Consider the following 25,715-nt stretch of genomic DNA (forward strand, 5'->3'; position numbering starts at 1 on the left):
CCGTTGCCGCGCTATCGACACCGCGCCTTCAATACCGACAAGTCAGTGCGGGTGCCCGTGCTGCGTGGCCGCCGCATCGACGGCCTCGACCGAGCGCGTCAGCCACGGCCCGATGTCCATCTCCTCGTAGCGCACGAGCCGGCTCTTGCGCGCCCGGCGATATGCCCACCAGATCGCGACGAACAGCGGAATCCACACGTAGATCGACAGCACTTCCATCCAGTCGATGCGGGCCGCGAAGAACGCCTGGTAATCCTGCCCGAGCGAGATCACGATGCAGATCGCGATCGCGAACAGCGGCCCGAACGGAAACCATTTCGCGCGGTACGGCAGCTGATCGAGCCGGTAGCCCTGCTTCAGGAACCCCTTGCGGAACCGGTAATGGCAGACCGCGATGCCGAGCCACGCGATGAAGCCCGTGATGCCGACCGTGTTCAGCAGCCACAGATAGATGCTCTGGTTGTTGGTCAACGACGTGAGGAAGCACAGCCCGCCGACGGCCATCGTCGCGTACAGCGCGTTGCGCGGCACGCCGCCCGGCGACAGCGTCGCGAACATCGCCGGCGCACGCCCTTCCGCCGCGAGGTTGTACAGCATCCGCGTCGCCGCGTAGGTGCCGGAGTTGCCGGCCGACAGCACGGCCGTCAGGATCACGAGGTTCATGGCGCCGGCGGCGAGCCGGAAACCCGCATGGCTGAACACCAGCGTGAACGGGCTCACGCCGATGTCCGTCACGTCGCTCTTCAGCAGGTTCGGGTCCGTGTACGGCACCAGCAGGCCGATCACGAAGATCGCGAACACGTAGAACAGCATGATCCGCCAGAAAATCTGCTTCACCGCGCGCGGGATCGTCTTGCGCGGATTCTCCGATTCGCCGGCGGTGATCCCGACCAGCTCGGTACCGAGAAACGAGAATCCCGCGATCAGCGCGACGCTCATCATCGCGTGCACGCCGCCGACAAACGGCGCGTCGCCGGTCGTGAAGTTGCGCAAGCCGACCGGATGCCCGTTCCCGATCAGGCCGGCGGCGATCAGCAGCCCGGCCGCGATGAACGCGACCACGGTCACGACCTTGATCAGCGAGAACCAGTATTCCGATTCGCCGAAACCGCGCACCGACAGCGTATTCAGCAGGAAGATCAGCACGAGGAAGCCCGCGCCCCACCAGATGCCGGGTATGGTCGGAAACCAGTAGCGCATCACGATCTGCGCGGCGACCAGCTCGATCGCGATCGTCACGGCCCAGCTGTACCAGTAGGTCCAGCCGAGCGCGACGCCGAAGCCTTCGTCGACGTACTTCTCGCCGTAGATCGCAAACGACCCCGACACCGGCATCAGCGCGGCCATCTCGCCGAGGCCCGTGACGACGAAGTACACCATCAGCCCGATCGCGATATACGCGGCGATCGCACCGCCCGGCCCCGCCTGCGCGACCGACGCACCCGACGCGACGAACAGCCCCGTGCCGATCGAGCCGCCGATCGCGATCATCGCGATGTGGCGGCCCTGCAGACGGCGCTTCAGCGTCGTTCCCGACGGCGCGGCCGTCTCCACTGCCGCTTGCATAGCATCCATAGTGTTCACCCTGATTGGATTCGGGCCGGACAATTTGATTCGGAATACAAATCGTCAGGCCCGGTCATTCGCGTCGAAACCGGCCCTTCCCGGCCGGCCGCATCACACGACGGTGCGCTTGATCGCCTGCAGTTCGGCCGTCGTCACGATCTTCTCGATCCGGAATCGCGGGCTTTCCAGCCACACGTTCGCGATCCGCCGGTACTCGTCGAGATCCTCGCACGCGAGCCGCACGAGAAAATCGAACGTGCCGCTCACGAGCCAGCAATCGAGCACGGCCGGATTCGCACGCATCTCGTCTTCGAACGGCGCCTGCGAACGCCCGTGGTCGGCCAGCACGATCTGCGCGATCACGACGATCGGCTTGGTCGCGCGCGGCGCCTTGATCACCGCACGGTAGCCCTCGATCACGCCGAGCGCCTCGAGCCGCTCCACGCGCGCCTGGCACGGCCGCGGCGTGAGGTTCACGAGCTCCGACAGCTTCCGGTAGGAAATGCGCCCGTCGGTACGCAGGATGTCGAGGATCCGGAGATCGATCTTGTCGAGCTGCATCTTCTTGTCGGTCATCCGCGTTCGCTCCGGTCGGGTCGTGGCTGGTGCGCGGAACGTCTCCTGTTCCGCGCGGGGGCCACATTATCCGGCCGAAGCGGCCGCGCGCCAATCGGCTAGAACCGCAGCGACAGGCAGGTCAGGCCGCCGTCCATCTTGCGGAACTCGCTCGTATCGATCACGTGCAGCGGCAGCCCGAGCGACGCGATCGCGTCGTGCACGCGCGGGTAGCCGGCCGGCGTGATCAGCGTGCCGTTCACGCGCAGCGTGTTGCCCGCGTATTCGTCGGCGGCCGAGATCGCGATCCGGCGATAGTCGGCGAATGCCGGATGCGCGGCCAGCGCTTCGGTCACGAGCAGCGTGTCGTCGCCGAGCGCGTTGACGACCGACTTCAGATGCAGGCCGGCACCCACCGGAACCGCGACGACCGAATAGCCGTAGCGCGACACGAGCGATTCGAACGCGGCGATGCCTTCGGCGTCGGTACGGCCCGTCAGGCCGATGTAGAAGCGCTTGCCGACCAGCATCACGTCGCCGCCGTCGAGACGGCCGTCCTGCATCGGCAGCAGGTCGCGATGCGCGGCGAGCACCGCTTCGATATGCGCCGTCTCGCCGCGCCGGGCGGGCGCACCGGGGCGCGTGATCACCGCGAATTCCGGCGTCACGACCGCGACGTCCTCGACGAAGTGCGAATCGGGAAACGCGTCCAGCGGCGGCAGTTCGGTCAGCTCGACGCCCAGCGTACGCAGCGCGTCGCAGTATGCGTGGAACTGCGTGAGCGTCTTGTCGTAGTCGGGCGCGCCGAGCGCGGCAGTGGTCAGGCCCGCGCCACAGGACGGCGCGGGGCGGCGAACGATCGCTTGCGTGAATTGCATCGACTCCTCCATGGTCAGCGCCACACCCGTGCGGCACACGGGGCGGCTGCGTTGTGTCCGGACCATTATCGGAAGCCAAATTGCGCAATTCGCGTCGATTTCGGCTGCGCCGACAGCCGATTGCGTCGAATTGCGCGCAGCCCGCAGCGGATTCGGCAGACGGCCGTTCACCGCGTGGCGAACGGCCGCTTTCCCGTGCGACGCGGGCTAAGCGCCCGGCCCGAACCCCATCTGCGAACGGCCGAGCGCCGAGAGATCGCCCTCCCCGCCCCGTCCGTCGAATTCGACCTCGAAATGGTCGGCCGGGAAATCGGGCGGGCTCTCGCCGCGCAGGAACGCGGCCCGCTGGCGCAGCAGGTACGCGTCGTTCTTCGCGCAACCGGGCGCGGCCGCGATGTACATCACGTTGCTGTCGCCGCTGCCGCGGTGCGCATCCTCGACCGCGTGCACGACGTCGCCATGCCAGAACACCGCGTCGCCCGGCTCCATGTGCGGGATCGGCACCAGCGCATCGAGCAACAGTGCGTGCCATTCAGGCCGGATCGACAGCGCGCGACCCGGACGCGCGCCGCACAGGTCGTCGTCGGCGACATCGTCCTGCAGCGCGCGCAGCACGACATAGGCCATCGCGTTCGCAACCGGGATCAACTGCAGCGTGCCGTCGCCCGGCCCCTGCGGCGTGAGCGCGGTCCAGCCCTGGAACGTGCGGAACATCGAGCACACGGCCGGCGACGGAATCTCCTCGACGTCCGGACGGAACGCCGCATCGAACGGGTCGTAATCACGCCAGCGGCCGGCCAGCACGTGACGGTAGACCTGGCGGAAGTTCGCGCCGAGCCAGCGTTCGACGGAACCGCCGTCGACATGCGGCGACAGCCCGAGCGACGTCGAGCCGGGCGGGCGGCGGCGAATCCGGTCCGCATAGGCCGGCACCTGGTCGGGGTCGAAGTGCGTACGCCCGCCGTCGGCGTGCCGCCACAGGCGGTTCAGGAACACGCGCGCCTGCGTCAGCGCCGGCGACTGGCGCGCAGCCACCTGCGGCTTCGACCAATAAACGCCGTAGATCTGCGGCTTGCCCGACGCAAGGTTGCCGAAATAGCGGTCCTCGGCGCGCGCATCGAGCCGCTCGGCGAAGCGGTTCGCGCCAAGGTAAGCGCCGATCTCGTCGTTCCAGTCGCGCGCCTGCCGCGCATCGAATACGCGACGGATCACGACCGCGCCATGCGTGCGGATCGCTGCGACCACGCGCAGATCGACGGTCCCGCCCGCGATGTCCGCGAACGGCACCACCGGAATCACGTCGTGGCCATGCGCATGCGCGCGGTGGATCGCGTCGACCTGCCGCGCGATGTCGCCCTCCAGCTCGCGGAATGTGGCCGCATAACCGGGCAGGTCGGCGCGCAGCCGCTTTTTCGCGTCGCGAATCGCGGCTGGCAAATCGTCAATCGTCAGTTGCATCGTGGTCTCCTCGCTGACAGGTGTCGTGATGTGCCGTCAGCGTACGGCCGGCGCGCAGCCGAGATCACCGTTATCCGGCCAACTATCGATACAATCCTGACAACCCTGGATCACTCGGGACGATGGCAGACCACGCACAGCTTGTTGCCGTCCGGATCGCGGAAATAGGCGCCGTAGTAATCGCGGTGATAGTCCGGCCGCAGGCCCGGCGGCCCTTCGCAGGTGCCGCCGTGGCGCAGCGCGAGCGCGTGGCAGCGATCGACGTGCGCGCGCGTCGGCGCAACGAACGCGATCGTGTGGCCGTTGCCCGGTTCGGGCGCGCGGCCGTCGAGCGGCTGGCCGAAGAAGAACAGCGGCCGGTCGGCGTCGGCCGGCATCCAGCCCGACCAGCCGTCCGGCTCGCGGAATTTCAGGCGCAGCCCGAGTTCCGCGAACAGCGGCGCGTAGAAATCGTAGGCGCGCGCTGTGTCGCTGACGCCCACGCAAACATGTGAAAACATGGCACTGCTCCGTCGTGACGATCGCCCTCGATCATGCCATGGCGCGATGCCCGCCCTCTCCCGGAGGCCGCGATGAAACCGCAGTACGAACACGTGACGTTCGCCCCCGGCTGTTCGATCCGTGTCTATCACCGCCAACTCGCGCGCATTCCGTTCGAATGGCATCGCCATCCCGAGTACGAACTGACGCTGACGCTCAACAGCCGCGGCCGGCGCTTCATCGGCGATCACGTCGCGCACTATGCGGACGACGACCTGGTGCTCGTGCCGCCCAACCTGCCGCATACCTGGTCGTCGAACGCACGCATCGATCGCGATGCGCCCGAGGTCGCGGTCGTCATCTGGTTCGACGGCGACTGGGCGCGGCGGCTGGCCGACTGTTGCCCCGAATACGCGCCGCTGCGTTCGCTGCTGCGGCGTGCCGCACCGGGCCTGCGCTTCGACACGGACACAGCCCGCGCGATGCGGGCACGGTTGCCGCACTTGCTCGATCCGTCGCCGCGCACCAGGCTCGCGGCCGCGCTCGACACGCTCGCCGATCTCGCGGAAGCCGGCGGCGAGCCGCTCGCCACCGCGCACGCGTACGACCGGACCGAACGCACGACACCGCACGCCGATACGGCCGCCCCCGAAGCCGAGCGCCTCGACCGCGTGCTCGACGCGATCGACCGGCACTTCCACGAACCGCTGCGCATCGACGCGCTCGCCGCCGCTGCGCATATGTCCGAACGCACGCTGCAGCGCCTGTTCGTCCGGCATCTCGGCGAAAGCGTCGGGCGCTACGTGCAGCGGCTGCGGCTCGCGCACGCGTGCCGCCATCTCGTCGGCACCGACTGGCCGATCGCGACCGTGGCCGCGCGCTGCGGCATTCCGAACGCCGCGAACTTCAACCGCCAGTTCCTTGCCGCACGCGGGATGACGCCCGGCGCCTACCGGCAGTTCTTCGTGCGGCACGGCCACGCGCCCGATGACGACGCGCCCGCACTCGACACACGCCCGCCGTCGCTGGAGCATCGCGCCGATCCGGCGCGCAAATGAAAACACCCCGACGGGATGACCCGTCGGGGTGTCGTGGCGTTGCGATTGCCCGACGCGAGCGACCTGCCGGCCGTTCGCGCCACACACGGCTTAACGTGCGTTGAGCGGCTTCGCTTCGCGCGGCGTGTCGCCGATGAACAGCTGACGCGGACGGCCGATCTTCTGCTCCGGATCGCCGATCATTTCGTTCCACTGTGCGATCCAGCCGACCGTACGTGCCATCGCGAAGATACACGTGAACATCGACGTCGGGATGCCCAGCGCGCGCTGAACGATGCCCGAGTAGAAGTCGACGTTCGGGTACAGCTTGCGCGACACGAAGTATTCGTCTTCCAGCGCGATCTTCTCGAGCTGCATCGCGAGCTTGAACAGCGGGTCGTCGTGCAGGCCCAGTTCGTTCAGCACTTCGTAGCACGTTTCGCGCATCAGCTTCGCACGCGGGTCGTAGTTCTTGTACACGCGGTGACCGAAGCCCATCAGCTTCACGCCCGAATTCTTGTCCTTCACCTGCTTGATGAATTCGGGGATGTTGTCCGGCGAACCGATCTGCTCGAGCATGTTCAGCGCGGCTTCGTTCGCACCACCGTGCGCCGGGCCCCACAGACACGCGATACCGGCCGCGATACATGCGAACGGGTTCGCGCCCGACGAGCCGGCCAGGCGGACGGTCGACGTCGATGCGTTCTGCTCGTGGTCGGCGTGCAGGATCAGGATGCGGTCGAGTGCACGGACGAGCACGTCGTTGACCTTGTACTCTTCGCACGGGTTCGAGAACATCATGTGCATGAAGTTCGCGCTGTACGACAGCGAGTTCTTCGGATACACGAACGGCTGGCCGATGCTGTACTTGTAAGCCATCGCGACGAGCGTCGGCAGCTTCGCGATCATGCGGATCGCCGACACTTCACGGTGACGCGGATCGTTGATGTCGAGCGAGTCGTGGTAGAACGCCGACAGCGCGCCGACTGCAGCGACCAGGATCGCCATCGGGTGCGCGTCGCGGCGGAAGCCACGGAAGAAGAAGTGCATCTGCTCGTGCACCATCGTGTGCTTCGTGACGGTGTCGACGAATTCCTTCTTCTGCGCTGCGTTCGGCAGTTCACCCTTCAGCAGCAGGTAGCAGCTTTCGAGGAAGTCCGCGTTTTGCGCGAGGTTGTCGATCGGGTAGCCGCGGTACAGCAGCTCGCCCTTGTCGCCGTCGATGTACGTGATCGCCGAATTACAAGCTGCCGTCGACATGAAACCCGGGTCGTACGTGAACTTGCCGGTCTGGCCGTACAGCTTGCGGATGTCGATCACGTCCGGGCCCATCGTGCCCTTGTAGATCGGCAGTTCGACGCTCGGCGAGTTGTCGCTGAACGATAGCGTGGCTTTAACATCAGACGGAGTCATGGCACATCCTCAATCGAAATAAAGAAACGGGATTCGATAACGGGCACAACGTGTCACACCTTGGCGTTACACGTTGCGCAGCATCTCCAACAGCCGGTGAATATCCGGGCTGTCTAGGTCGCCTTCTGGTTCCTTGCGCGCGAGGAGCAAGTCCATCAGGTCGTTGTCGCTCAGATCGAGCAGGCGCGACAACGCGCCTACGTCTGCATCGGTGAGGTCATGCTCGTATCTGCCGAAGAAACGCTCGAATACGATGTCGTTTTCCAGCAGACCCCGCCGCGCGCGCCAGCGAAGGCGCGCGCGACGGTGCGGGTCGGATTGATGCGAATCGTCGCTCATTGCAGCCCGGCCTTAAACCGCGCGGCGAACCATCAGTTCCTTGATCTTGCCGATCGCCTTCGTCGGGTTCAGGCCCTTCGGGCAAACGTCGACGCAGTTCATGATCGTGTGGCAACGGAACAGACGGTACGGGTCTTCCAGGTTGTCGAGACGCTCGCCGGTAGCGGTGTCGCGGCTGTCCGCGATGAAGCGGTAAGCCTGCAGCAGGCCGGCCGGGCCGACGAACTTGTCCGGGTTCCACCAGAAGCTCGGGCACGACGTCGAGCAGCTCGCGCACAGAATGCACTCGTACACGCCGTCGAGCTCGTCGCGCTCTTCCGGCGACTGGAGGCGTTCCTTCTCCGGCGGCGGCGCGTCGTTGATCAGGTACGGCTTGATCGAGTGGTACTGGTTGAAGAAGTGCGTCATGTCGACGATCAGGTCGCGCACGACGGGCAGGCCCGGCAGCGGGCGCAGCACGATCTTCTGCGGCAGGTCGTTCAGGTTCGTCAGGCACGCGAGACCGTTCTTGCCGTTGATGTTCATCGCGTCCGAACCGCACACGCCTTCACGGCACGAACGGCGGAACGACAGCGTCTCGTCCAGTGCCTTCAGCTTCACCAGTGCGTCGAGCAGCATGCGCTCATGCTGGATCTCGAGCTCGTACGTCTGCATGCGCGGCGCTGCGTCCTTGTCCGGATCGTAGCGATAGACTTCAAAAATGCGTTTTGCCATTTCGGATTCCTTTGACTCGGCTTAGAACGTGCGCGGCTTCGGCGGCACGGAGTCGACCGTCAGCGGCTTCATTTGAACCGGCTTGTAGTCGAGGCGATCGCCTTCGCTGTACCACAGCGTATGGCGCAGCCAGTTCTCGTCGTCGCGGTGTTCGTAGTCGCTGTGTGCGTGCGCGCCACGGCTTTCCTTGCGCGCTTCCGCCGACACCATCGTGGCGCGGGCCACTTCGATCAGGTTCTCCAGCTCGAGCGCTTCGACGCGCGCGGTGTTGAACACCTTCGACTTGTCCTTCAGGTGGATGTTTTCCACGCGCGCCTTCAGGCCGGCCATCTGGTCGACGCCTTCCTTCAGCAGCTCCGACGTGCGGAACACGCCTGCGTGCTTCTGCATCGTCGAACGGATGTCGTTCGCGACGTCCTGCGTGTATTCGCCCGAGGTCGACTTGTCAAGCTTCGCCAGGCGCGCCAGCGAGAATTCGCCTGCATCGGCCGGCAGCGGCTTGTGTTCCTTCTGGTTCTTCACGTGCTCGACGATGTGGTTGCCGGCCGCACGGCCGAACACCACGAGGTCCAGCAGCGAGTTCGTGCCGAGGCGGTTCGCGCCGTGCACGGACACGCACGAGCATTCGCCCACTGCGTAGAAGCCGTTGACCGGATCCTTGTGACCGCGCGACGTGCCGACGACCTGGCCGTGGATGTTGGTCGGGATGCCGCCCATCTGGTAGTGGATCGTCGGGACGACCGGGATCGGTTCCTTGATCGCGTCGACGTTCGCGAACTTCAGCGCGATTTCGCGGATCGACGGCAGACGCTTCATGATCGTCTCGGCGCCGATGTGCGACAGGTCGAGCAGCACGTGATCCTTGTTCGGACCCACGCCGCGGCCTTCCTTGATTTCCTGGTCCATCGAACGCGACACGAAGTCACGCGGCGCCAGATCCTTCAGCGTCGGTGCGTAGCGTTCCATGAAGCGCTCGCCGTTCGCGTTGCGCAGGATACCGCCTTCGCCACGCACGCCTTCGGTGATCAGCACGCCCGCGCCGGCCACGCCGGTCGGGTGGAACTGCCAGAACTCCATGTCCTGCAGCGCGATGCCCGAACGCGCGGCCATGCCGAGGCCGTCGCCGGTGTTGATGAACGCGTTGGTCGATGCCGCGAAGATCCGGCCTGCGCCGCCCGTCGCGAACAGCGTCGTCTTGCCTTCCATGATGTAGACGTCGCCCGTCTCCATCTCGAGGGCCGTCACGCCGAGCACGTCGCCTTCCGCGTCGCGGATCAGGTCGAGCGCCATCCATTCGACGAAGAACTGCGTCTTCGCTTCGACGTTCTGCTGGTACAGCGTGTGCAGCAGCGCGTGACCGGTACGGTCGGCGGCCGCGCAAGCGCGCTGGACCGGCTTCTCGCCGTAGTTCGCGGTGTGGCCGCCGAACGGGCGCTGGTAGATCGTGCCGTCCGCGTTGCGGTCGAACGGCATGCCGAAGTGTTCGAGTTCGTACACGACGTTCGGCGCTTCACGGCACATGAACTCGATCGCGTCCTGGTCGCCGAGCCAGTCGGAGCCCTTGATCGTGTCGTAGAAGTGGAAGTGCCAGTTGTCTTCGCTCATGTTGCCGAGCGACGCACCGATACCGCCCTGCGCGGCCACCGTGTGCGAACGCGTCGGGAACACCTTCGACAGCACGCCGACCGACAGGCCCGCGCGCGACAGTTGCAGCGCTGCGCGCAAGCCGGAGCCGCCCGCGCCGACGATCACGACGTCAAACTTGCGGCGCGGGAGATTAGTTTTGATTGCAGCCATTCTTTACACTCTCCAGAGAATCTGCGCGGCGTAGCCCGCACATGCGAGCAGCCAGACGATGGTCAGCGATTGCAGCAGCAGGCGCACACCGACGGGCTTCACGTAGTCCATCCAGATGTCGCGCACGCCGACCCATGCGTGGTAGAAGAGGGAAAGCAGCATCACGAAGGTCGCGAGCTTCATCCATTGCGCGGCGAAGATCGATGCCCAGCCTTCGTACGAGAAATCGTGCGCGCCGAAGAACAGGACGAGCAGAATGACCGTGTAGACCGCCATGATCGTGGCGGTGATGCGCTGCGCAAGCCAGTCGCGCAGGCCGTAATGTGCGCCGACGACGAGGCGCTTCGAGCCGATTCGGTTATTGGCTGCCATTTTCTTAGAATGCTCCGAACAGTTTGAGTGCCATGGCGATCGTCAGGGCGATCGAGACGACAAAGACGACGACTGCCGTCCGCTTGCCGCCTTCCTTCGTGACGGCGTCGTGGTTGACGTCCATCAGCAGGTGGCGAATGCCGGCGCAGAAATGGTGGAAGAAGGCCCACGACAGTGCGAGGACGATCAGCTTGACGATGATGTTGGAGAGGAAAGCCTTGAAGACTTCGAAGCTGAGCTCGGACGTGAGGCTCTGGTCGAAGAGGAACAGCAGGAACGGCAGGAACAAGAACAGCAGCGCGCCGCTGACTCGATGGAGAATCGACAATATCGCTGCCAGCGGCATGCGATATTTCATCGTGATATCGGCGAATCCGATGTTCCGGTATTCCGGCCTCGGCTTTCTTACTGCATCAGTCATGCTAGACCCCTACTATGTTGTCACACTAATCCGCGATTTTAGCGCCTTTTTATATCGCGCTGCAGCGAAAGTCTGCTCTGGATAGTTGCGCGAACTAGAACAAAAGGCGGCCCGAAACGTGCTTCGCGAGCGTGGGAAACGCGAACGCACTCGGCTTGAGCCGAAACTCCGTCAACTCAAGTCATTCTGATAGTAGTACCCGGTTGTGACATACCAGCCGCGACGCACCTCCACCGGCCGGTCACCATATGTATAGGACACGCGCTCGACAGACAGCAACGGAAAACCCGCCGGCACGTGCAGCAGGTCGGCCACCGCCGGCTCCGCCGCCACCGCGCGGATCTTCTCCGTCGCGCGGATCATCCGCGTGCCGAACTCCGTCTCGAACATCGCGTAGAGCGGCCCCTTGTACTCGCTCAGCCGCTCGAACGTGAGCCCGCGGAACATCGCGCCCGGCAGCCAGATCTCGTCGAGCACCGTCACTTCGTTCTCGAACTCCAGCAGGCGGCGCACCTGCACGACCGGATCGGCCGGCTTCAGGTCGAGCTGCCGCGCGATCTCGGCCGGCGCGCGCAGGCGCCGGCATTCGAGCAGGCGGCTCACGTGCGGATGCTCGGCACCGTCGTCGGCCAGCAGGCGCAGGAAGCGGAACTGCGCGCGATCTTCATTGTGCGTCGCAACAAAAGTACCCTTGCCCTGCCGCCGGACCACGAGGTTTTCCGCGGCCAGTTCGTCGATCGCCTTGCGGACGGTGCCCTGGCTGACCTTGTAGCGGGCAGCGAGCTCCACCTCGCTCGGGATGATCTCGCCCGGCTTCCATTCACCGGATTCGAGACTTTGCGTGATCAATGACTTAATCTGCTGGTATAACGGGCTGAACGTCGGCGACGGCGGCGCCGCAGGCGAAGGTGCGGGATCGCTCGCGCCCGGCTGCCCTGGGCCGCCTGCGCCGGTCTGATTCGCGGTATTCGCCTGGTTCGATGTCATGGCGCGCATTTCATCACAAACCGCACTTTTTCGTCCACTCAATTTCCGCAAAACATCTGTCTTATATAAGACATATGATACCGTTTGACTTTGCGCGTGACGGCTCCTACACTCCCGGTCGAGCAAGGGTTCGCGGGTGCAAAAGCGCGTCCCCGGCTACGTGCCACGGCCGTCTCCAGGTTCACCGCGTCTGCCATCGCGAGTCCTCCGCCCTGCTTCAATGCAACGCTACGCACAACGCGCATAGAATGGCGTTTTCGCTAGCGTCCAACGCTTCACCCGTCCTGGAGATTTTCAATGGCTAAGCCCGCAAAGCGCGTTGCCGTCACCGGCGCCGCAGGTCAAATCGCTTACTCCCTGCTGTTCCGCATCGCGAACGGCGACCTGCTCGGCAAGGACCAGCCGGTCATCCTGCAACTGCTCGACCTCCCGCAAGCCCAAGCCGCCGTCAAAGGCGTCGTGATGGAACTCGACGATTGCGCGTTCCCGCTGCTGGCGGGCGTCGTGATCACCGACGATCCGAAGGTCGCATTCAAGGATGCCGACGTCGCACTGCTGGTCGGCGCACGTCCGCGCTCGAAGGGCATGGAGCGCAAGGACCTGCTGTCGGCGAACGCCGAAATCTTCACGGTTCAGGGCGCTGCGCTGAACGAAGTCGCCAGCCGTGACGTGAAGGTGCTGGTCGTCGGCAACCCGGCGAACACGAACGCGTACATCGCGATGAAGTCGGCGCCGGATCTGCCGAAGAAGAACTTCACGGCGATGCTGCGCCTCGACCACAACCGCGCGCTGTCGCAGCTCGCAGCGAAGTCGGGCAAGCCGGTCGCATCGATCGAGAAGCTCGCCGTGTGGGGCAACCACTCGCCGACGATGTACCCCGACTTCCGCTTCGCGACCGCCGAAGGCGAATCGCTGCTGAAGCTGATCAACGACGACGTGTGGAACCGCGACACGTTCATCCCGACCGTCGGCAAGCGCGGCGCGGCGATCATCGAAGCGCGCGGCCTGTCGTCGGCAGCGTCGGCAGCCAACGCGGCGATCGACCACGTGCGTGACTGGGTCCTCGGCACGAACGGCAAGTGGGTCACGATGGGCATCCCGTCGGACGGCTCGTACGGCATCCCCGAAGACATCATCTACGGCGTGCCGGTCGTGTGCGAAAACGGCGAGTACAAGCGCATCGAAGGCCTGGAAATCGACGCGTTCTCGCGCGAGAAGATGGACGGCACGCTGGCCGAGCTGCTCGAAGAGCGCGATGGCGTTGCCCACCTGCTGAAGAACTAAGCATCACGTGCCTTTGCCGGGCGGCTCTCGGGCCGCCCGGTTCCGGCCCGGGCCGGCGCCAGCCGCCGGCCCTGCCGAACGATCCGATCCGCGCCCGTTTTGCCGCCCCGCGCCCGCCGCGCACCGGCCCAGAACGCGCCCGAATCCGATTTTCTCCACGTTGACCCGCTTCCCTGACGTAGACGAGATGGCTGCGCTCACTCCTGCACAAGTGCTGTACGACGGGGCGTCCCCGCCCGCGGTCCTGCCCTGTTGCGATCACTACGCGGGCAGCGAAAAGCTGATGCGCAAGTCGCTCGCGCTGCAGGCCGAAACGGGCCCCGTGTTCGACATCACGCTCGACTGCGAAGACGGCGCGGCCGTCGGCCAGGAAGCCGCGCACGCGGCACTCGTCGCCGACATGCTCGGCAGCGACGAAAACCGCTTCGGCCGCGTCGGCGTCCGCATCCACGACTTTTCCCATCCGCACTGGCGCGACGACGTGCGCATCGTGCTGCGCGCGTCGCGCGCCCCCGCCTACATCACGCTCCCGAAGATCGCGAGTGCCGCCGACGCAGCCGAAATGACCGCGTTCATCGAAGGCACGCGCCGCGAGCTCGGCATCGCGCAGCCGATCCCGGTCGACGTGCTGGTCGAGACGCACGGCGCGCTCGCGCAGGCGGCCGCCCTCGCCGCGCTGCCGACGGTCGGCACGCTGAGCTTCGGGCTGATGGATTTCGTCTCCGCGCACCATGGCGCGATTCCCGATGCCGCGATGCGCTCGCCCGGCCAGTTCGAGCACCCGCTCGTGCGCCGCGCGAAGCTGGAAATCGCCGCGGCCTGCCACGCGCACGGCAAGACGCCGTCGCACAACGTGACGACCGAGGTGCGCGACATGAGCATCGTCGCCGCCGATGCACGCCGCGCGCGCGACGAATTCGCCTTCACGCGGATGTGGAGCATCCACCCCGCGCAGATCCGCCCGATCGTCGACGCATTCGCGCCGCGTACCGACGAGGTCGCGCTGGCCGCCGAGATCCTGCTGGCCGCGCAGGCCGCCGACTGGGGGCCGACACGCCACGGTGATACGCTGCACGATCGCGCGAGCTACCGGTATTACTGGTCGGTGCTGCGTCGCGCGCGGGCCACCGGCCAGCCCGTACCGGCCGAGGCTGCGCCGCTGTTCGGCCCGGCCGCCGCGGGCAGCGCGCCGTAAGCGCGCGGCGCCGGCCGATACACGAGTTTCATGCATTCGACGACCCGCGAACCGGATAGAGGTTTGCGAAACGACAAAAAACGTAACGGAGCCCGAAAACCTGATATGTACGCGGCCAAATAGGTGAAAATAGCGGCCGCTGCGCGCTTTCGGGGCGCGTGCAGTTTCAAACCGGCCGGCAATTCGATTGCCGGCCCTTGTCAACTGATTATCGAAAGGTTCTGACTCCATGAAGAAACTCCTGATCGCTACCGCCATCGGCGCCTTGTCCGCCACGATGCTGGTGTCGGCTCCGAGCGCGTTTGCCCAGGGTACGACCACGACGACCGCGAAGAAGGCAACGGCCAAGCGCCCGGCGCCGGCCAAGCGCATCATCCCGCGCAGCAAGAAGGCACAGGCACGCGCCGCAGCCAAGGTCGATCCGGTACCGGACGGCGCGGTCAAGTGGTCCTGCAAGGAAGGTCTGTCGTTCGACCTCGCCGGTGACATGAAGCGCGACCAGGTGGTCACGGTTCACTGGGCGAAGAAGAACTACAAGCTGCCGCGTCAGGCCACGACGACGGGCGCGGACACGTTCTACGATCCGGCAGCAGGCTTCAAGCTGATCGTGATCCCGACCAAGGCGATGCTGTTCTCCGACGCAAACGGCGGCGAGCGCCTCGCGGACGAATGCGTGACGCCGGAAATGGCACAAGGCACGCCGGCACCGACGCAGTCGAACGAGCTGAAGCCGGCAACGAACTAAGCGCGTTCCCATCGGCCCCTCGATGTCCGCCCCGATCTCCAACGTCCGCCCTGCTCCGGATACGGTACTCGTCGATATCGTCGACTACGTGCTGAATGCCGGCATCGACAGCGCGCTCGCGCTGGAGACGGCGCGTCATTGCCTGATCGACACGCTCGGATGCGGACTCGAGGCGCTGTCCTACCCTGCCTGCACCAAGCTGCTCGGCCCCGTCGTGCCCGGCACGATCGTGCCGAACGGCGCGAAGGTGCCCGGCACGTCCTTCCAGCTCGATCCCGTCCAGGCCGCGTTCGGCATCGGCGCGATGATCCGCTGGCTGGACTTCAACGACACCTGGCTCGCCGCCGAATGGGGCCATCCGTCCGACAATCTCGGCGGCATCCTGGCAACGGCCGACTGGCTCTCCCGCACGGCCGTCGCGGCCGGCAGGAAGCCGCTCACGATGCGCGACGTGCTGGTCGCGATGATCCAGGCCCACGAGATCCAGGGCTGCCTCGCACTCGAGAATTCGTTCAATGCGGTCGGGCTCGACCACGTGCTGCTCGTGAAGGTCGCATCGACGGCCGTCGTCGGCCGGCTGCTCGGGCTCACGCGCGACGAGCTGATCAACGCGGTGTCCAACGCGTTCGTCGACGGCCAGGCGCTGCGCACCTACCGCCACGCGCCGAACACGGGCTCGCGCAAATCATGGGCGGCTGGCGACGCGACCTCCCGCGCGGTGCGCCTCGCGCTGATCGCGAAAACGGGTGAAATGGGCTACCCGTCGGCACTCACCGCAAAGACCTGGGGCTTCTACGACGTGCTGTTCGACGGCAAGCCGTTCCGCTTCCAGCGCCCGTACGGCACGTACGTGATGGAAAACGTGCTGTTCAAGATCGCGTTCCCTGCCGAGTTCCACGCGCAAACGGCCGCCGAGGCCGCGCTGCAGCTGCATGCGCAGCTCGCCGCCGCGGGCCGCACGACCGACGACATCAGCCGGATCACGATCCGCACGCATGCGGCCGCGATCCGCATCATCGACAAGCAGGGCCCGCTCGCCAATCCGGCCGACCGCGACCACTGCATCCAGTACATGGTCGCCGTGCCGCTGCTGTTCGGCCGGCTGACCGCGGCCGATTACGAAGACTCGGCCGCCACCGATCCCCGCATCGACGCGCTGCGCGCGAAAACCGCGTGCGTCGAGGATCCGCAGTTCACGAAGGATTACCACGACCCGGACAAGCGCTCGATCGCGAATGCACTGACGATCGAGTTCACGGACGGGTCGAAGCTTGCCGAGGTGGCGGTCGAATACCCGCTCGGCCATCGGCGGCGGCGTGCGGAAGGCATCCCGCTCCTGGTCGAGAAGTTCAGGACCAACCTTGCCCGCCGCTTCCCGGCAAAGCAGCAACAAGCGATTCTCGACGTGTCGCTGGACCAGGCAAAGCTCGAAGCGATGCCGGTCGATGAGTACGTCGACTTGTATGTGATATAGCCGTCAGATACAGGACTGTTTGTTTCCTAGCCTTAAACCCAGGAAAATCACCATGGCCCACAATCTCCACAAGACCCTCAAGGAATTCGACAGCGGTTCCGGCAAAGGCAAGTTCTACTCGCTGCCGCAGCTCGGCAAGGAACTGAAGACGAAGATCGAACGCCTCCCGGTGTCGATCCGTATCGTGCTCGAGTCCGTGCTGCGCAACTACGACGGCAAGAAGATCACCGAAGAGCACATCGAGCAGCTCGCGAACTGGAAGCCGACCGCGAAGCGCGTCGACGAGATTCCGTTCGTGGTGTCGCGCGTCGTGCTGCAGGACTTCACGGGCGTGCCGCTGCTCGCGGACATCGCGGCCATGCGCGGCGTCGCGGAGCGTACGGGCAAGAACCCGAAGAAGATCGAGCCGCTGGTTCCGGTCGATCTCGTCGTCGACCACTCGGTCCAGATCGACTACTTCCGCCAGAAGGACGCGCTCGACCTGAACATGAAACTGGAATTCCAGCGCAACAACGAGCGCTACCAGTTCATGAAGTGGGGCATGCAGGCATTCGACACGTTCAAGGTCGTGCCGCCGGGCGTCGGCATCGTCCACCAGGTGAACCTCGAATACCTCGCACGCGGCGTCCACAAGAAGGCGGACGGCGGCGACACCGTGTACTACCCGGATACCCTCGTCGGCACGGACAGCCACACGACGATGATCAACGGCATCGGCGTGGTCGGCTGGGGCGTGGGCGGCATCGAGGCGGAAGCCGGCATGCTCGGCCAGCCGGTGTACTTCCTGACGCCGGACGTCGTCGGCGTCGAGCTGAAGGGCAAGCTGCGCGAAGGCGTGACGGCCACCGACCTGGTGCTGACGATCACCGAAATGCTGCGCAAGGAGAAGGTCGTCGGCAAGTTCGTCGAGTTCTTCGGCGAAGGCACGAAGTCGCTGTCGCTGCCGGATCGCGCGACGATCGGCAACATGGCGCCGGAATACGGCGCGACGATGGGCTTCTTCCCGGTCGACGAAAAGACGATCGACTACTTCGAAGGCACGGGCCGCACGAAGGCGGAAATCGCCGCGTTCGAAAACTACTTCAAGGCGCAGAAGCTGTTCGGCATCCCGAAGGCCGGCGACATCGACTACACGAAGGTCGTGACGCTGGACCTGACGACGGTCGCCCCGTCGCTGGCCGGCCCGAAGCGCCCGCAGGACCGCATCGAGATCGGCAACGTCAAGTCGACGTTCACCGACCTGTTCTCGAAGCCGGTCGCGGAAAACGGCTTCGCAAAGAAGGCGGACGACCTCGGCACGCAGTACACGACGAGCAACGGCGTCGACGTGAAGAACGGCGACATCCTGATCGCCGCGATCACGTCGTGCACGAACACGTCGAACCCGAGCGTGCTGCTGGCCGCCGGCCTGCTCGCGAAGAAGGCGGTCGAGGCCGGCCTCACGGTCGATCCGAAGATCAAGACCTCGCTCGCGCCGGGATCGCGCATCGTCACCGAGTACCTGACGAAGACGGGCCTGCTGCCCTACCTGTCGAAGCTCGGTTTCGAAGTCGCGGCGTATGGCTGCACGACCTGTATCGGCAACGCGGGCGACCTGACGCCGGAGCTGAACGAAGCGATCACGAAGAACGACATCGTCGCGGCAGCCGTGCTGTCGGGCAACCGTAACTTCGAAGCGCGTATCCACCCGAACATCCGCGCGAACTTCCTCGCGTCGCCGCCGCTCGTCGTCGCTTACGCGATCGCCGGCAACATCACGCGCGACCTGATGACCGAGCCGGTCGGCAAGGGCAAGGGCGGCCGTGACATCTACCTCGGCGACATCTGGCCGACGAGCGACGAAATCCACGCGCTGCTCAAGTTCGCGCTCGATCCGAAGAAGTTCGAGGACAACTACTCGAAGCTGACCAAGAAGGGCGACCTCTGGAGCAAGATCGAGGGCGAATCGGGCCAGGTCTACGACTGGCCGAAGTCGACCTACATCGCCGAGCCGCCGTTCTTCGGCAGCGACTTCTCGATGGAGCCGGCTGCATCGATCCCGACGGTCAAGGGCGCACGCGCACTGGGCATCTTCGGTGACTCGGTCACGACCGACCACATCAGCCCGGCAGGCTCGATCAAGGAAGACTCGCCCGCGGGCAAGTGGCTGAAGGAAAACGGCGTGCAGAAGGCCGACTTCAACAGCTACGGCTCGCGCCGCGGCAACCACGACGTGATGATGCGCGGTACGTTCGCGAACGTCCGGATCAAGAACCTGATGATCCCGGCGAAGGCGGACGGCACGCGCGTCGAAGGCGGCCTGACGATCCACCAGCCGAGCGGCGAACAGCAGTCGATCTACGACGCGGCGATGCAGTACGTCGGCGCCGATACGCCGACCGTCGTGTTCGCGGGCGAAGAATACGGCACGGGCTCGTCGCGCGACTGGGCCGCGAAGGGCACGCAGCTGCTCGGCGTGAAGGCCGTGATCGCGCGCAGCTTCGAGCGTATCCACCGCTCGAACCTGGTCGGCATGGGCGTGCTGCCGCTGCAGTTCAAGGGCTCGGACAGCGTCCAGTCGCTCGGCATCACCGGCGACGAGACGTTCGACATCGAAGGCCTCGGCGACGACTTCAAGCCGCAGCAGGACGTCACGCTCGTGATCAACCGCAAGAACGGCGAAACGCAGCGCGTGCAGGTCCTGCTGCGCATCGATACGCCGATCGAAGTCGACTACTACAAGCACGGCGGTATCCTGCCGTTCGTGCTGCGCTCGCTGCTCGCAGCGTAAGCGCCCTGCCTTTTGCAGGTGCCGCAGCCGCCTCGCGGCGGTTGCGGCCGATTTGGATGCCCGACCTCGTGTCGGGCTTTTTTTTGCCTGCGCGCGTTACGCAATGTTGCCGATTGTCAGGCTCGTCACGCCGCCTTGTCGCCGCGCGCCTTTGCGCCCGCTCCTCGTGCGTTCTTCTTCAAGTGGGTGCGGTTGTATTCGATCGCCGCGCGCACGAGATTCTTCAACGCCCGCTTGTCGAGCCGGTCGCCTTCGAAGAAGTCGATCGCGCGTCGCGCATTGCCGTCGAGGCCGTCGTTGAACAGCTTGTCGGGATCGGGCAACTGCGCGCCGTGCATGAAGGTCAGCTTCACCTTGCCCTTGTGCGCGTTCGCCACCGCGATCATCCCGTCGCACGACCATACGGGGCTGCCCATCCACTTCCATTCCTCGACGATGCCCGCTTGCGCGGCGAGGATCGTCTGGCGCAGGTCGGCGAAGGTCTTGCCGCGCCAGTCGGCGATGCCGGCGATCAGCGCGTCGATGCGCTCCGACGGCGTGAGGTCGGTCGTGCTCATGCGCGAGCCTCCGTGCCTTCGTCGGGACGCGCCAGCGCCTGTTCGAGCGCATCGAGGAACCGCACCCAGCCGTGCTGCGCACCGCGGTATGCCTGCTCCTGGTCCGTGCGGAAGCCGACCTGCTCCATCCGCAGGTGCGTGCCGGCCGGCGTCGGCGTAAGCGTCCACGTGACGACGCTTTCGAGGCCGTACGCGGCCCACGTATAGGACAGCACGCGCGGCGGCTCGATCGTCAGGACCTTGCAGTCGACCGAGCCCCAGTCGGCGCGGAAGCTGAAGGCGCGGCCCGCGACGGGTTCGAAATCGCTTTTCATCAGCCACGCCTCGATCAGGTGCGGTTGCGTGAGCGCGCGCCAGATCTTCTCCGGCGGATGCGGCAGCTCGCGGTCGACGACGACGGAACGCGTTTCGGTGGTTGTCTGGTTCATTACTGGTCGATCCTTTTCAGAAGATCTTCGAGGGCGTCGAACCGGTTCCGCCAGAAACCTGCCATCTGGCTCGTCCAGTCGATCAGCGGGGCCAGCGCTTGCGGCTGTGCGCTGTAGTGCGTCTGCCGGCCTTCGTGACGGTCGTTCACGAGCCCGGCCTGCTTCAGGACACCGAGATGCTTCGACACGGCCGGCTGCGAGACGCCCGCATGGGCCGTCAGCGCGGCAACCGTCAGCTCGCCGTCCGCGCACAGCCGCTCGAACAGCGCGCGGCGGGTGGGATCGGCAAGGGTTCTGAAAAGCATGTCGTGTGTGTTCTGCATGTCGTTCAAAATTCATAACTCGCTGGTTATGGATTGAAGGATAGCCGCCGATCGATGCGCGTCAAGGCGGAATTTCACGGGCCGCGTCGTGCAATCCGGTGCGGGTCTGCCGCCCACCCACCGGCGCGCACCCGCGCCCGGATTCGAGCGTTTCCTCTAATCCGCATGGGCGACACGCGATCCGAAAGCCGCCTGCAAGACTGCCCGACGCGCTGTTCCACAGTTCGGGAAACGTTTGCGTTCGACCGGCCCCGTTCTTGTGCACGCGCGAATCCGTTCCTGCCGCATCGCTTCGTTTGACCACATAGTGCGACGCGACATGCGAAAACGACCGATCGCGTGCCACGCGTTCACGCGTCGATCCACTCCGCGATCGCGCACGTTCCGGCGCGGCGACGAGCGACTCGTGCGTGCGAACGTCGCGCTTTGCCGCGCCGTCGTGCCGCGAACCGGTTCCGTTCGCCACGCCCACGATCGCCTGCGCATACGACGCTGCGCGTGCACGCCCACACCCCGATGTCAGAACTGACAGCTATGGAAACTGGCAGCTACCTGAACGGTAGCGACGCCCTACGCTCGTCACCGCTCGCGACCCCACAAGGGTCGAGGGCTCCAGCAACGTCGTCTCTCCTAAAAAGGACTCCCGATGAAAAGGAACGCCTGGTTTGCCCTGCCCCTGCCGTCGCCCCGCCGCCTTGCGTGCGTGGCCCCCCTCGTGTTCGCTGCCGCTGCGGCGCATGCGGCGACGGACTGGGTCGATACCCATACGAAGGCCTTTCTGACCGGCCCGCAGTTGATGGCGCGCAGTGCGGCGCCGTCGCTCGAACTCGCGGCCGGCGAAACGACCGACGTCGTCGTCAGCCTGAAGCTGCGCAATGCCGCGCAGCTCAAGCAACTGGCGCGCGACGTGAACCGGCCCGGCAGCGCGCATTACCGCCAGTACCTCACGCACGAGCAGTTCCTCGCCAACTACGCGCCAACCGATGCGCAGGTGAAGTCGGTCGTCGACTATCTGCACAAGAGCGGCTTCGTGAACGTCGAGGTCGCACCGAACCGGTTGCTGGTGTCCGCACGCGGCACGGCCGGCACCGTGAAGACCGCATTCAACACGTCGCTCGTGCACTTCGAATACGCGGGCCGCTCGGGCTTCGCCAACACGTCGACCGCGCAGGTGCCGCGCGCGCTCGGCGACGTCGTCGGCTCGGTGCTCGGGCTGCAGAGCGTCGCACACGCGCGGCCGCTGCTGCGCATCGGCAACGTGTCGAAGCCGCAGGCGCTCGCGGCCGGCACGGCGACCGGCCATTATCCGAAGGAATTCCCGGGCCTCTACAACGCGACCGGCGTACCGACCGCAGCCGGTGTCACCGTCGGCATCATCACGATCGGCGGTGTGTCGCAGACGCTGCAGGACCTGAAGCAGTTCACGTCGAGCAACGGATACGGCACGGTCTCGACGCAGACCGTCAAGACCAACGGCTCGGGCGGCAGCTACACCGACGACCAGGACGGCCAGGGCGAATGGGATCTCGACAGCCAGTCGATCGTCGGCTCGGCCGGCGGCCAGGTCGGCAAGCTCGTGTTCTACATGGCGGACCTCAACGCCAGCGGCAACACGGGGCTCACGCAGGCGTTCAACCGCGCGGTGTCGGACAACACCGCGAAGGTGATCAACGTGTCGCTCGGCTGGTGCGAAACCGACGCAAACGCGGACGGCACGCTCGACGCCGAGGAACAGATCTTCACGACGGCAGCGGCGCAAGGCCAGACCTTCTCGGTGTCGTCGGGCGACGAAGGCGTGTACGAGTGCAACAACCGCGGCTATCCGGACGGCTCGAACTACACGGTGTCGTGGCCGGCTTCGTCGCCGCACGTGCTCGCGATCGGCGGCACGACGCTCTACACGACGTCGTCGGGTGCGTTCTCGAACGAGACGGTGTGGAACGAAGGGCTCGACGACAACGGCAAGCTGTGGGCAACGGGCGGCGGCGTCAGCACGATCCTGCCCGCACCGTCGTGGCAGTCGGGCAGCAACCGCCAGTTGCCGGACGTGTCGTTCGACGCCGCGCAAAGCACCGGCGCGTACATCTACAACTACGGCCAGTTGCAGCAGATCGGCGGCACGAGCCTCGCCGCGCCGATCTTCACGGGCCTCTGGGCACGCCTGCTCGCGGCGAACGGCACGGGCCTCGGCTTCCCGGCCGGCAATTTCTATGCGGACATTCCGTCGCGTCCGTCGCTCGTGCGCTACGACGTCGTGTCGGGGAACAACGGCTATCAGGGGTATGGTTATAACGCAGGCACCGGCTGGGATTACCCGACCGGCTTCGGCAGCCTGAACATCGCGAACCTCAACCAGCTGATCAAGTCGGGCGGGTTCTGAGCGACGCTTGAAGGCCGGTGCGCGGTGGCTGGTTGCCGCGCGCCGGCTCGTGACTTGCCCTTGCCTATTCCGCCGCGCGCTCGCTCACGCGCTCGGACGCCGCCGCCACGCCGGCCCGATGCGACGGCGCAAAGAGCCGCAACCCGCTCGCGACACTCGCCGCCCCGGCGAACCCCGCACCGAGCATCAAAGCAAGCGTCGGCCCGTGGCGCCCCGCGATCCCGAACGACAGCGCGACGAGCGCCGCGCCCGTCGCCTGCCCGATCAGCCGCGCGGTCGCGATGATCCCGCTCGCGCCGCCGCTGCGCTCGGGCGGCGCGCTCGACATCAGCGCCTTCAGGTTCGGCGACTGGAAGAAACCGAAGCCCGCGCCGCACAGCATCATCCTCCAGCCGATGTCGATCACGCCCGGCGCCGCCGGCAACGCGGCGAGCGACACCATGCCCGCGCTCAGCAACGCAAGACCGATCGCGCCGAGCAGGCCCGGCGGATAACGATCCGACAACCGCCCCGCGATCGGCGCGGCAAGCGCGACGATCGCCGACCACGGCGTCATCAGGAACCCCGTCTCGACCGCGTTGCGATGCAGGACGGTTTCGAAATAGAACGGCAGCGACACGAACGCGAGCCCCTGCGCGGCGAACGCGCACACGGCGGTCAGCGCGGACAGCGTGAACACCGGCCGGCGAAACAGGTCGACCGGCAGCATCGGCGCCGGGTGCCCGGTCTGGCGGCGAATCAGCAGCCAGCCGAATGCGAGCGCGACCGCGGCCGACGCGAACACGATCGAAAGCGGCCCGCGCTGCGCGAATTCGCCGAGCGCGAAGATCAGCGACGCGAACGTGATCACGTTGAACAATGCGGCGACCGGATCGAATACGTGCTTGCCGCGCGCCGTCTGCGGCAGCGACGGAATCGCCACGGCCAGCGCGAACACGCCGAGCGGCACGTTCACCGCGAACAGCCACGGCCACGCGGCGACCGACAGGATCAGCGACGCGATGGTCGGCCCCACCGCGAACGACACGCCGACGACGAGCGCGTTGAAGCCGACGCCGCGCCCGAGCCGGTGCGCGGGGAACAGGCCGCGGATCAGCGCGACGTTGACGCTCATGATCGCGCTCGCGCCGAAGCCCTGCACGATCCGCGCGGCCGTCAGCATCGGCAGCGTCGACGCGAGCGAGCAGCCGAGCGACGCGAGCGTGAACACCGCGAGCCCGGCGATATACACGCGCTTGTGGCCGACGATGTCGCCGAGCGACGCGAACGGCAGCAGCGTCGCGACCATCGCGAGCTGGTATGCGTTGATGATCCATACGGACGCGGCCGGCGACGCATGCAGGTCGGCGGCGATCGCGGGCAGCGCGGTGTTCGCGATCGCGGTGTCGAGCGTCGCGAGCGCGACGGCCAGCAGCACGGCGGACATCGCGCGCCAGTTGACGGCCGGCTCATGCGCGCCGGCGGGGGTAGCGAATTCGGACAAGATAACGCTCGGCTGACGAGCGACGCGTGGCGCCGCGTCGCGGATTGGACTCGCGGCGGCGTTCCGGTCGCACCGCACGGAACGCGCGCCGCCGCGCCCCGTATTGTTGCAGAGCCGCATCGAACGTGCAGGCGGCCGCTTCGTCAGTCAGCGAAATGAAAGCAATGCGTGGCCACGCATGACACGTGGCGACTCGGGTGCCGGGGGCAAGCCCGCCCGCTCAGCTCACCGCGCGCCGCGCATTGCGTCCGCGCAGCCATTCGAGCGCAAGCAGCAGGCTCGTCGAGAAGATGATCAGGATCGTGGCGAGCGCGGCGATCGTCGGGCTGATGTTCTCGCGGATGCCCGTGAACATCTGGCGCGGCAGCGTGGTCTGGTCCGCGCCGGCGAGGAACAGCGTGACGACGACTTCGTCGAACGACGTCGCGAACGCGAACAGCGCACCCGACATCACACCCGGTGCGATCACCGGCAGCGTCACGCGGAAGAAGGTCGACACCGGATTCGCGCCGAGCGACAGGCTCGCGCGCACGAGGTTCTGGTTGAAGCCCTGCAGCGTCGCCGCGACCGTCGTCACGACGAACGGCACGCCAAGCGCCGCGTGCGCGGCGATCAGCCCCGTGTAGGTGTTCGCGAGCCCGAGCGGCGCGAAAAACAAATACATGCCGACGCCGACCACGACGACCGGCACGATCATCGGCGACAGCAGCACGGCCATCAGCAGCCCCTTGCCGCGGAAGTCGGCCTTCGTGAGACCGATCGCGGCGAGCGTGCCGAGCACCGTCGCGACGACGGTCGCCGACGGCGCGACGATGAAGCTGTTCTTCGCGGCCATCCGCCACTCGTCCGACGCGATCAGGTTCTCGTACCAGCGCATCGAGAAGCCCGGAATCGGATAGACGAGGAACGTGCTCGACGAAAACGACAGCGGCACGATCGCGAGCACCGGCAGGATCAGGTACAGCAGCGTCAGCACGACGAGCACGCGCAGCGCGACGTACCACGCGCGCTCGACGAACGACATGTGCGGCGCGAACAGCGGCCTGGCGAGTTTCATGG

General features: G+C 66.0%; 24 protein-coding genes. 7 read left to right on the forward strand and 17 right to left on the reverse strand.

The window, feature by feature from the left end:
- Positions 1-42: 42 nt before the first annotated feature.
- The 5 genes from PQB87_RS28740 to PQB87_RS28760 form a co-directional block, all read right to left on the reverse strand.
- Positions 43-1,575 (reverse strand): amino acid permease, encoded by a 1,533-nt coding sequence (locus PQB87_RS28740; RefSeq protein ID WP_027791128.1) that lies wholly within the window; start codon positions 1,573-1,575, stop codon positions 43-45.
- Between the two features lie 102 nt (positions 1,576-1,677).
- Positions 1,678-2,142, reverse strand: coding sequence for an Lrp/AsnC family transcriptional regulator (locus PQB87_RS28745; RefSeq protein ID WP_059684359.1), 465 nt, complete (start codon positions 2,140-2,142; stop codon positions 1,678-1,680).
- Positions 2,143-2,240: 98 nt separating this feature from the next.
- Positions 2,241-2,999, reverse strand: coding sequence for a dimethylarginine dimethylaminohydrolase family protein (locus PQB87_RS28750; protein WP_059684708.1), 759 nt, complete (start codon positions 2,997-2,999; stop codon positions 2,241-2,243).
- Positions 3,000-3,206: 207 nt separating this feature from the next.
- Complete coding sequence (locus PQB87_RS28755) at positions 3,207-4,457, reverse strand: DUF1479 domain-containing protein (RefSeq protein WP_489243065.1); 1,251 nt, start codon at positions 4,455-4,457, stop codon at positions 3,207-3,209.
- A gap of 110 nt (positions 4,458-4,567) precedes the next feature.
- The gene (locus PQB87_RS28760) at positions 4,568-4,957 is read right to left on the reverse strand and encodes a VOC family protein (RefSeq protein WP_021158706.1); all 390 of its coding nucleotides are present in this window, start codon (positions 4,955-4,957) and stop codon (positions 4,568-4,570) included.
- A gap of 72 nt (positions 4,958-5,029) precedes the next feature.
- Here PQB87_RS28760 and PQB87_RS28765 point away from each other — a divergent pair, with 72 nt between their 5' ends.
- Positions 5,030-5,995, forward strand: a complete 966-nt coding sequence (locus PQB87_RS28765) for a helix-turn-helix domain-containing protein (protein WP_060065489.1) — start codon at positions 5,030-5,032, stop codon at positions 5,993-5,995.
- A gap of 90 nt (positions 5,996-6,085) precedes the next feature.
- Here PQB87_RS28765 and gltA read toward each other — a convergent pair whose 3' ends face one another.
- From gltA to PQB87_RS28800, 7 genes are all read right to left on the reverse strand, one after another.
- The gene (gene gltA, locus PQB87_RS28770) at positions 6,086-7,387 is read right to left on the reverse strand and encodes a citrate synthase (RefSeq protein WP_011355741.1); all 1,302 of its coding nucleotides are present in this window, start codon (positions 7,385-7,387) and stop codon (positions 6,086-6,088) included.
- Between the two features lie 66 nt (positions 7,388-7,453).
- The gene (locus PQB87_RS28775; RefSeq protein ID WP_011548107.1) at positions 7,454-7,726 is read right to left on the reverse strand and encodes an FAD assembly factor SdhE; all 273 of its coding nucleotides are present in this window, start codon (positions 7,724-7,726) and stop codon (positions 7,454-7,456) included.
- A 12-nt stretch (positions 7,727-7,738) separates the two neighbouring features.
- Positions 7,739-8,440, reverse strand: a complete 702-nt coding sequence (locus PQB87_RS28780) for a succinate dehydrogenase iron-sulfur subunit (RefSeq protein WP_006479352.1) — start codon at positions 8,438-8,440, stop codon at positions 7,739-7,741.
- A 21-nt stretch (positions 8,441-8,461) separates the two neighbouring features.
- Complete coding sequence (sdhA, locus tag PQB87_RS28785) at positions 8,462-10,237, reverse strand: succinate dehydrogenase flavoprotein subunit (protein WP_059684364.1); 1,776 nt, start codon at positions 10,235-10,237, stop codon at positions 8,462-8,464.
- A 3-nt stretch (positions 10,238-10,240) separates the two neighbouring features.
- Complete coding sequence (gene sdhD, locus PQB87_RS28790) at positions 10,241-10,609, reverse strand: succinate dehydrogenase, hydrophobic membrane anchor protein (RefSeq protein ID WP_011355745.1); 369 nt, start codon at positions 10,607-10,609, stop codon at positions 10,241-10,243.
- A gap of 4 nt (positions 10,610-10,613) precedes the next feature.
- The gene (gene sdhC, locus PQB87_RS28795) at positions 10,614-11,030 is read right to left on the reverse strand and encodes a succinate dehydrogenase, cytochrome b556 subunit (protein WP_021158703.1); all 417 of its coding nucleotides are present in this window, start codon (positions 11,028-11,030) and stop codon (positions 10,614-10,616) included.
- Between the two features lie 171 nt (positions 11,031-11,201).
- On the reverse strand, positions 11,202-12,026 hold the full coding sequence (locus PQB87_RS28800) for a GntR family transcriptional regulator (RefSeq protein ID WP_034196031.1): 825 nt from the start codon (positions 12,024-12,026) through the stop codon (positions 11,202-11,204).
- 288 nt (positions 12,027-12,314) lie between these two features.
- Between PQB87_RS28800 and PQB87_RS28805 the strand changes: the two genes are divergently transcribed.
- The 5 genes from PQB87_RS28805 (at position 12,315) to acnA (ending at position 19,485) form a co-directional block, all read left to right on the forward strand.
- Positions 12,315-13,301: a malate dehydrogenase gene (locus PQB87_RS28805; RefSeq protein WP_027791119.1), complete on the forward strand. Its 987-nt coding sequence runs from the start codon at positions 12,315-12,317 to the stop codon at positions 13,299-13,301.
- A gap of 187 nt (positions 13,302-13,488) precedes the next feature.
- Positions 13,489-14,496: an HpcH/HpaI aldolase/citrate lyase family protein gene (locus PQB87_RS28810; protein ID WP_489243066.1), complete on the forward strand. Its 1,008-nt coding sequence runs from the start codon at positions 13,489-13,491 to the stop codon at positions 14,494-14,496.
- Positions 14,497-14,725: 229 nt separating this feature from the next.
- Positions 14,726-15,241 (forward strand): hypothetical protein, encoded by a 516-nt coding sequence (locus PQB87_RS28815; protein WP_027791117.1) that lies wholly within the window; start codon positions 14,726-14,728, stop codon positions 15,239-15,241.
- A gap of 22 nt (positions 15,242-15,263) precedes the next feature.
- A complete protein-coding gene (locus PQB87_RS28820) occupies positions 15,264-16,715 on the forward strand; it encodes a bifunctional 2-methylcitrate dehydratase/aconitate hydratase (RefSeq protein WP_233342783.1) in 1,452 nt (483 codons plus the stop codon).
- 52 nt (positions 16,716-16,767) lie between these two features.
- Entirely contained in the window at positions 16,768-19,485 is a 2,718-nt protein-coding gene (gene acnA / locus PQB87_RS28825; protein ID WP_060065483.1) for an aconitate hydratase AcnA, read from the forward strand.
- A gap of 125 nt (positions 19,486-19,610) precedes the next feature.
- Here the strand turns inward: acnA and PQB87_RS28830 are convergent, their stop codons facing one another.
- The 3 genes from PQB87_RS28830 to PQB87_RS28840 are packed head-to-tail and all read right to left on the reverse strand — an operon-like array spanning position 19,611 to position 20,793.
- Positions 19,611-20,042 (reverse strand): DUF1801 domain-containing protein, encoded by a 432-nt coding sequence (locus tag PQB87_RS28830; protein WP_059684371.1) that lies wholly within the window; start codon positions 20,040-20,042, stop codon positions 19,611-19,613.
- Complete coding sequence (locus tag PQB87_RS28835) at positions 20,039-20,470, reverse strand: SRPBCC family protein (RefSeq protein WP_233342781.1); 432 nt, start codon at positions 20,468-20,470, stop codon at positions 20,039-20,041. Before PQB87_RS28835 ends, PQB87_RS28830 begins: the two co-directional genes overlap by 4 nt.
- On the reverse strand, positions 20,470-20,793 hold the full coding sequence (locus tag PQB87_RS28840; protein ID WP_060065474.1) for an ArsR/SmtB family transcription factor: 324 nt from the start codon (positions 20,791-20,793) through the stop codon (positions 20,470-20,472). Before PQB87_RS28840 ends, PQB87_RS28835 begins: the two co-directional genes overlap by 1 nt.
- Before the next feature lie 646 nt (positions 20,794-21,439).
- Between PQB87_RS28840 and PQB87_RS28845 the strand changes: the two genes are divergently transcribed.
- On the forward strand, positions 21,440-23,173 hold the full coding sequence (locus PQB87_RS28845; RefSeq protein ID WP_111942456.1) for a S53 family peptidase: 1,734 nt from the start codon (positions 21,440-21,442) through the stop codon (positions 23,171-23,173).
- A gap of 64 nt (positions 23,174-23,237) precedes the next feature.
- Here PQB87_RS28845 and PQB87_RS28850 read toward each other — a convergent pair whose 3' ends face one another.
- The gene (locus PQB87_RS28850) at positions 23,238-24,656 is read right to left on the reverse strand and encodes an MFS transporter (RefSeq protein WP_081064675.1); all 1,419 of its coding nucleotides are present in this window, start codon (positions 24,654-24,656) and stop codon (positions 23,238-23,240) included.
- Positions 24,657-24,876: 220 nt separating this feature from the next.
- A complete protein-coding gene (locus tag PQB87_RS28855; RefSeq protein ID WP_027791109.1) occupies positions 24,877-25,713 on the reverse strand; it encodes an ABC transporter permease in 837 nt (278 codons plus the stop codon).
- Positions 25,714-25,715 lie beyond the last annotated feature (2 nt).

Source organism: Burkholderia sp. KL41, from assembly GCF_057005415.2.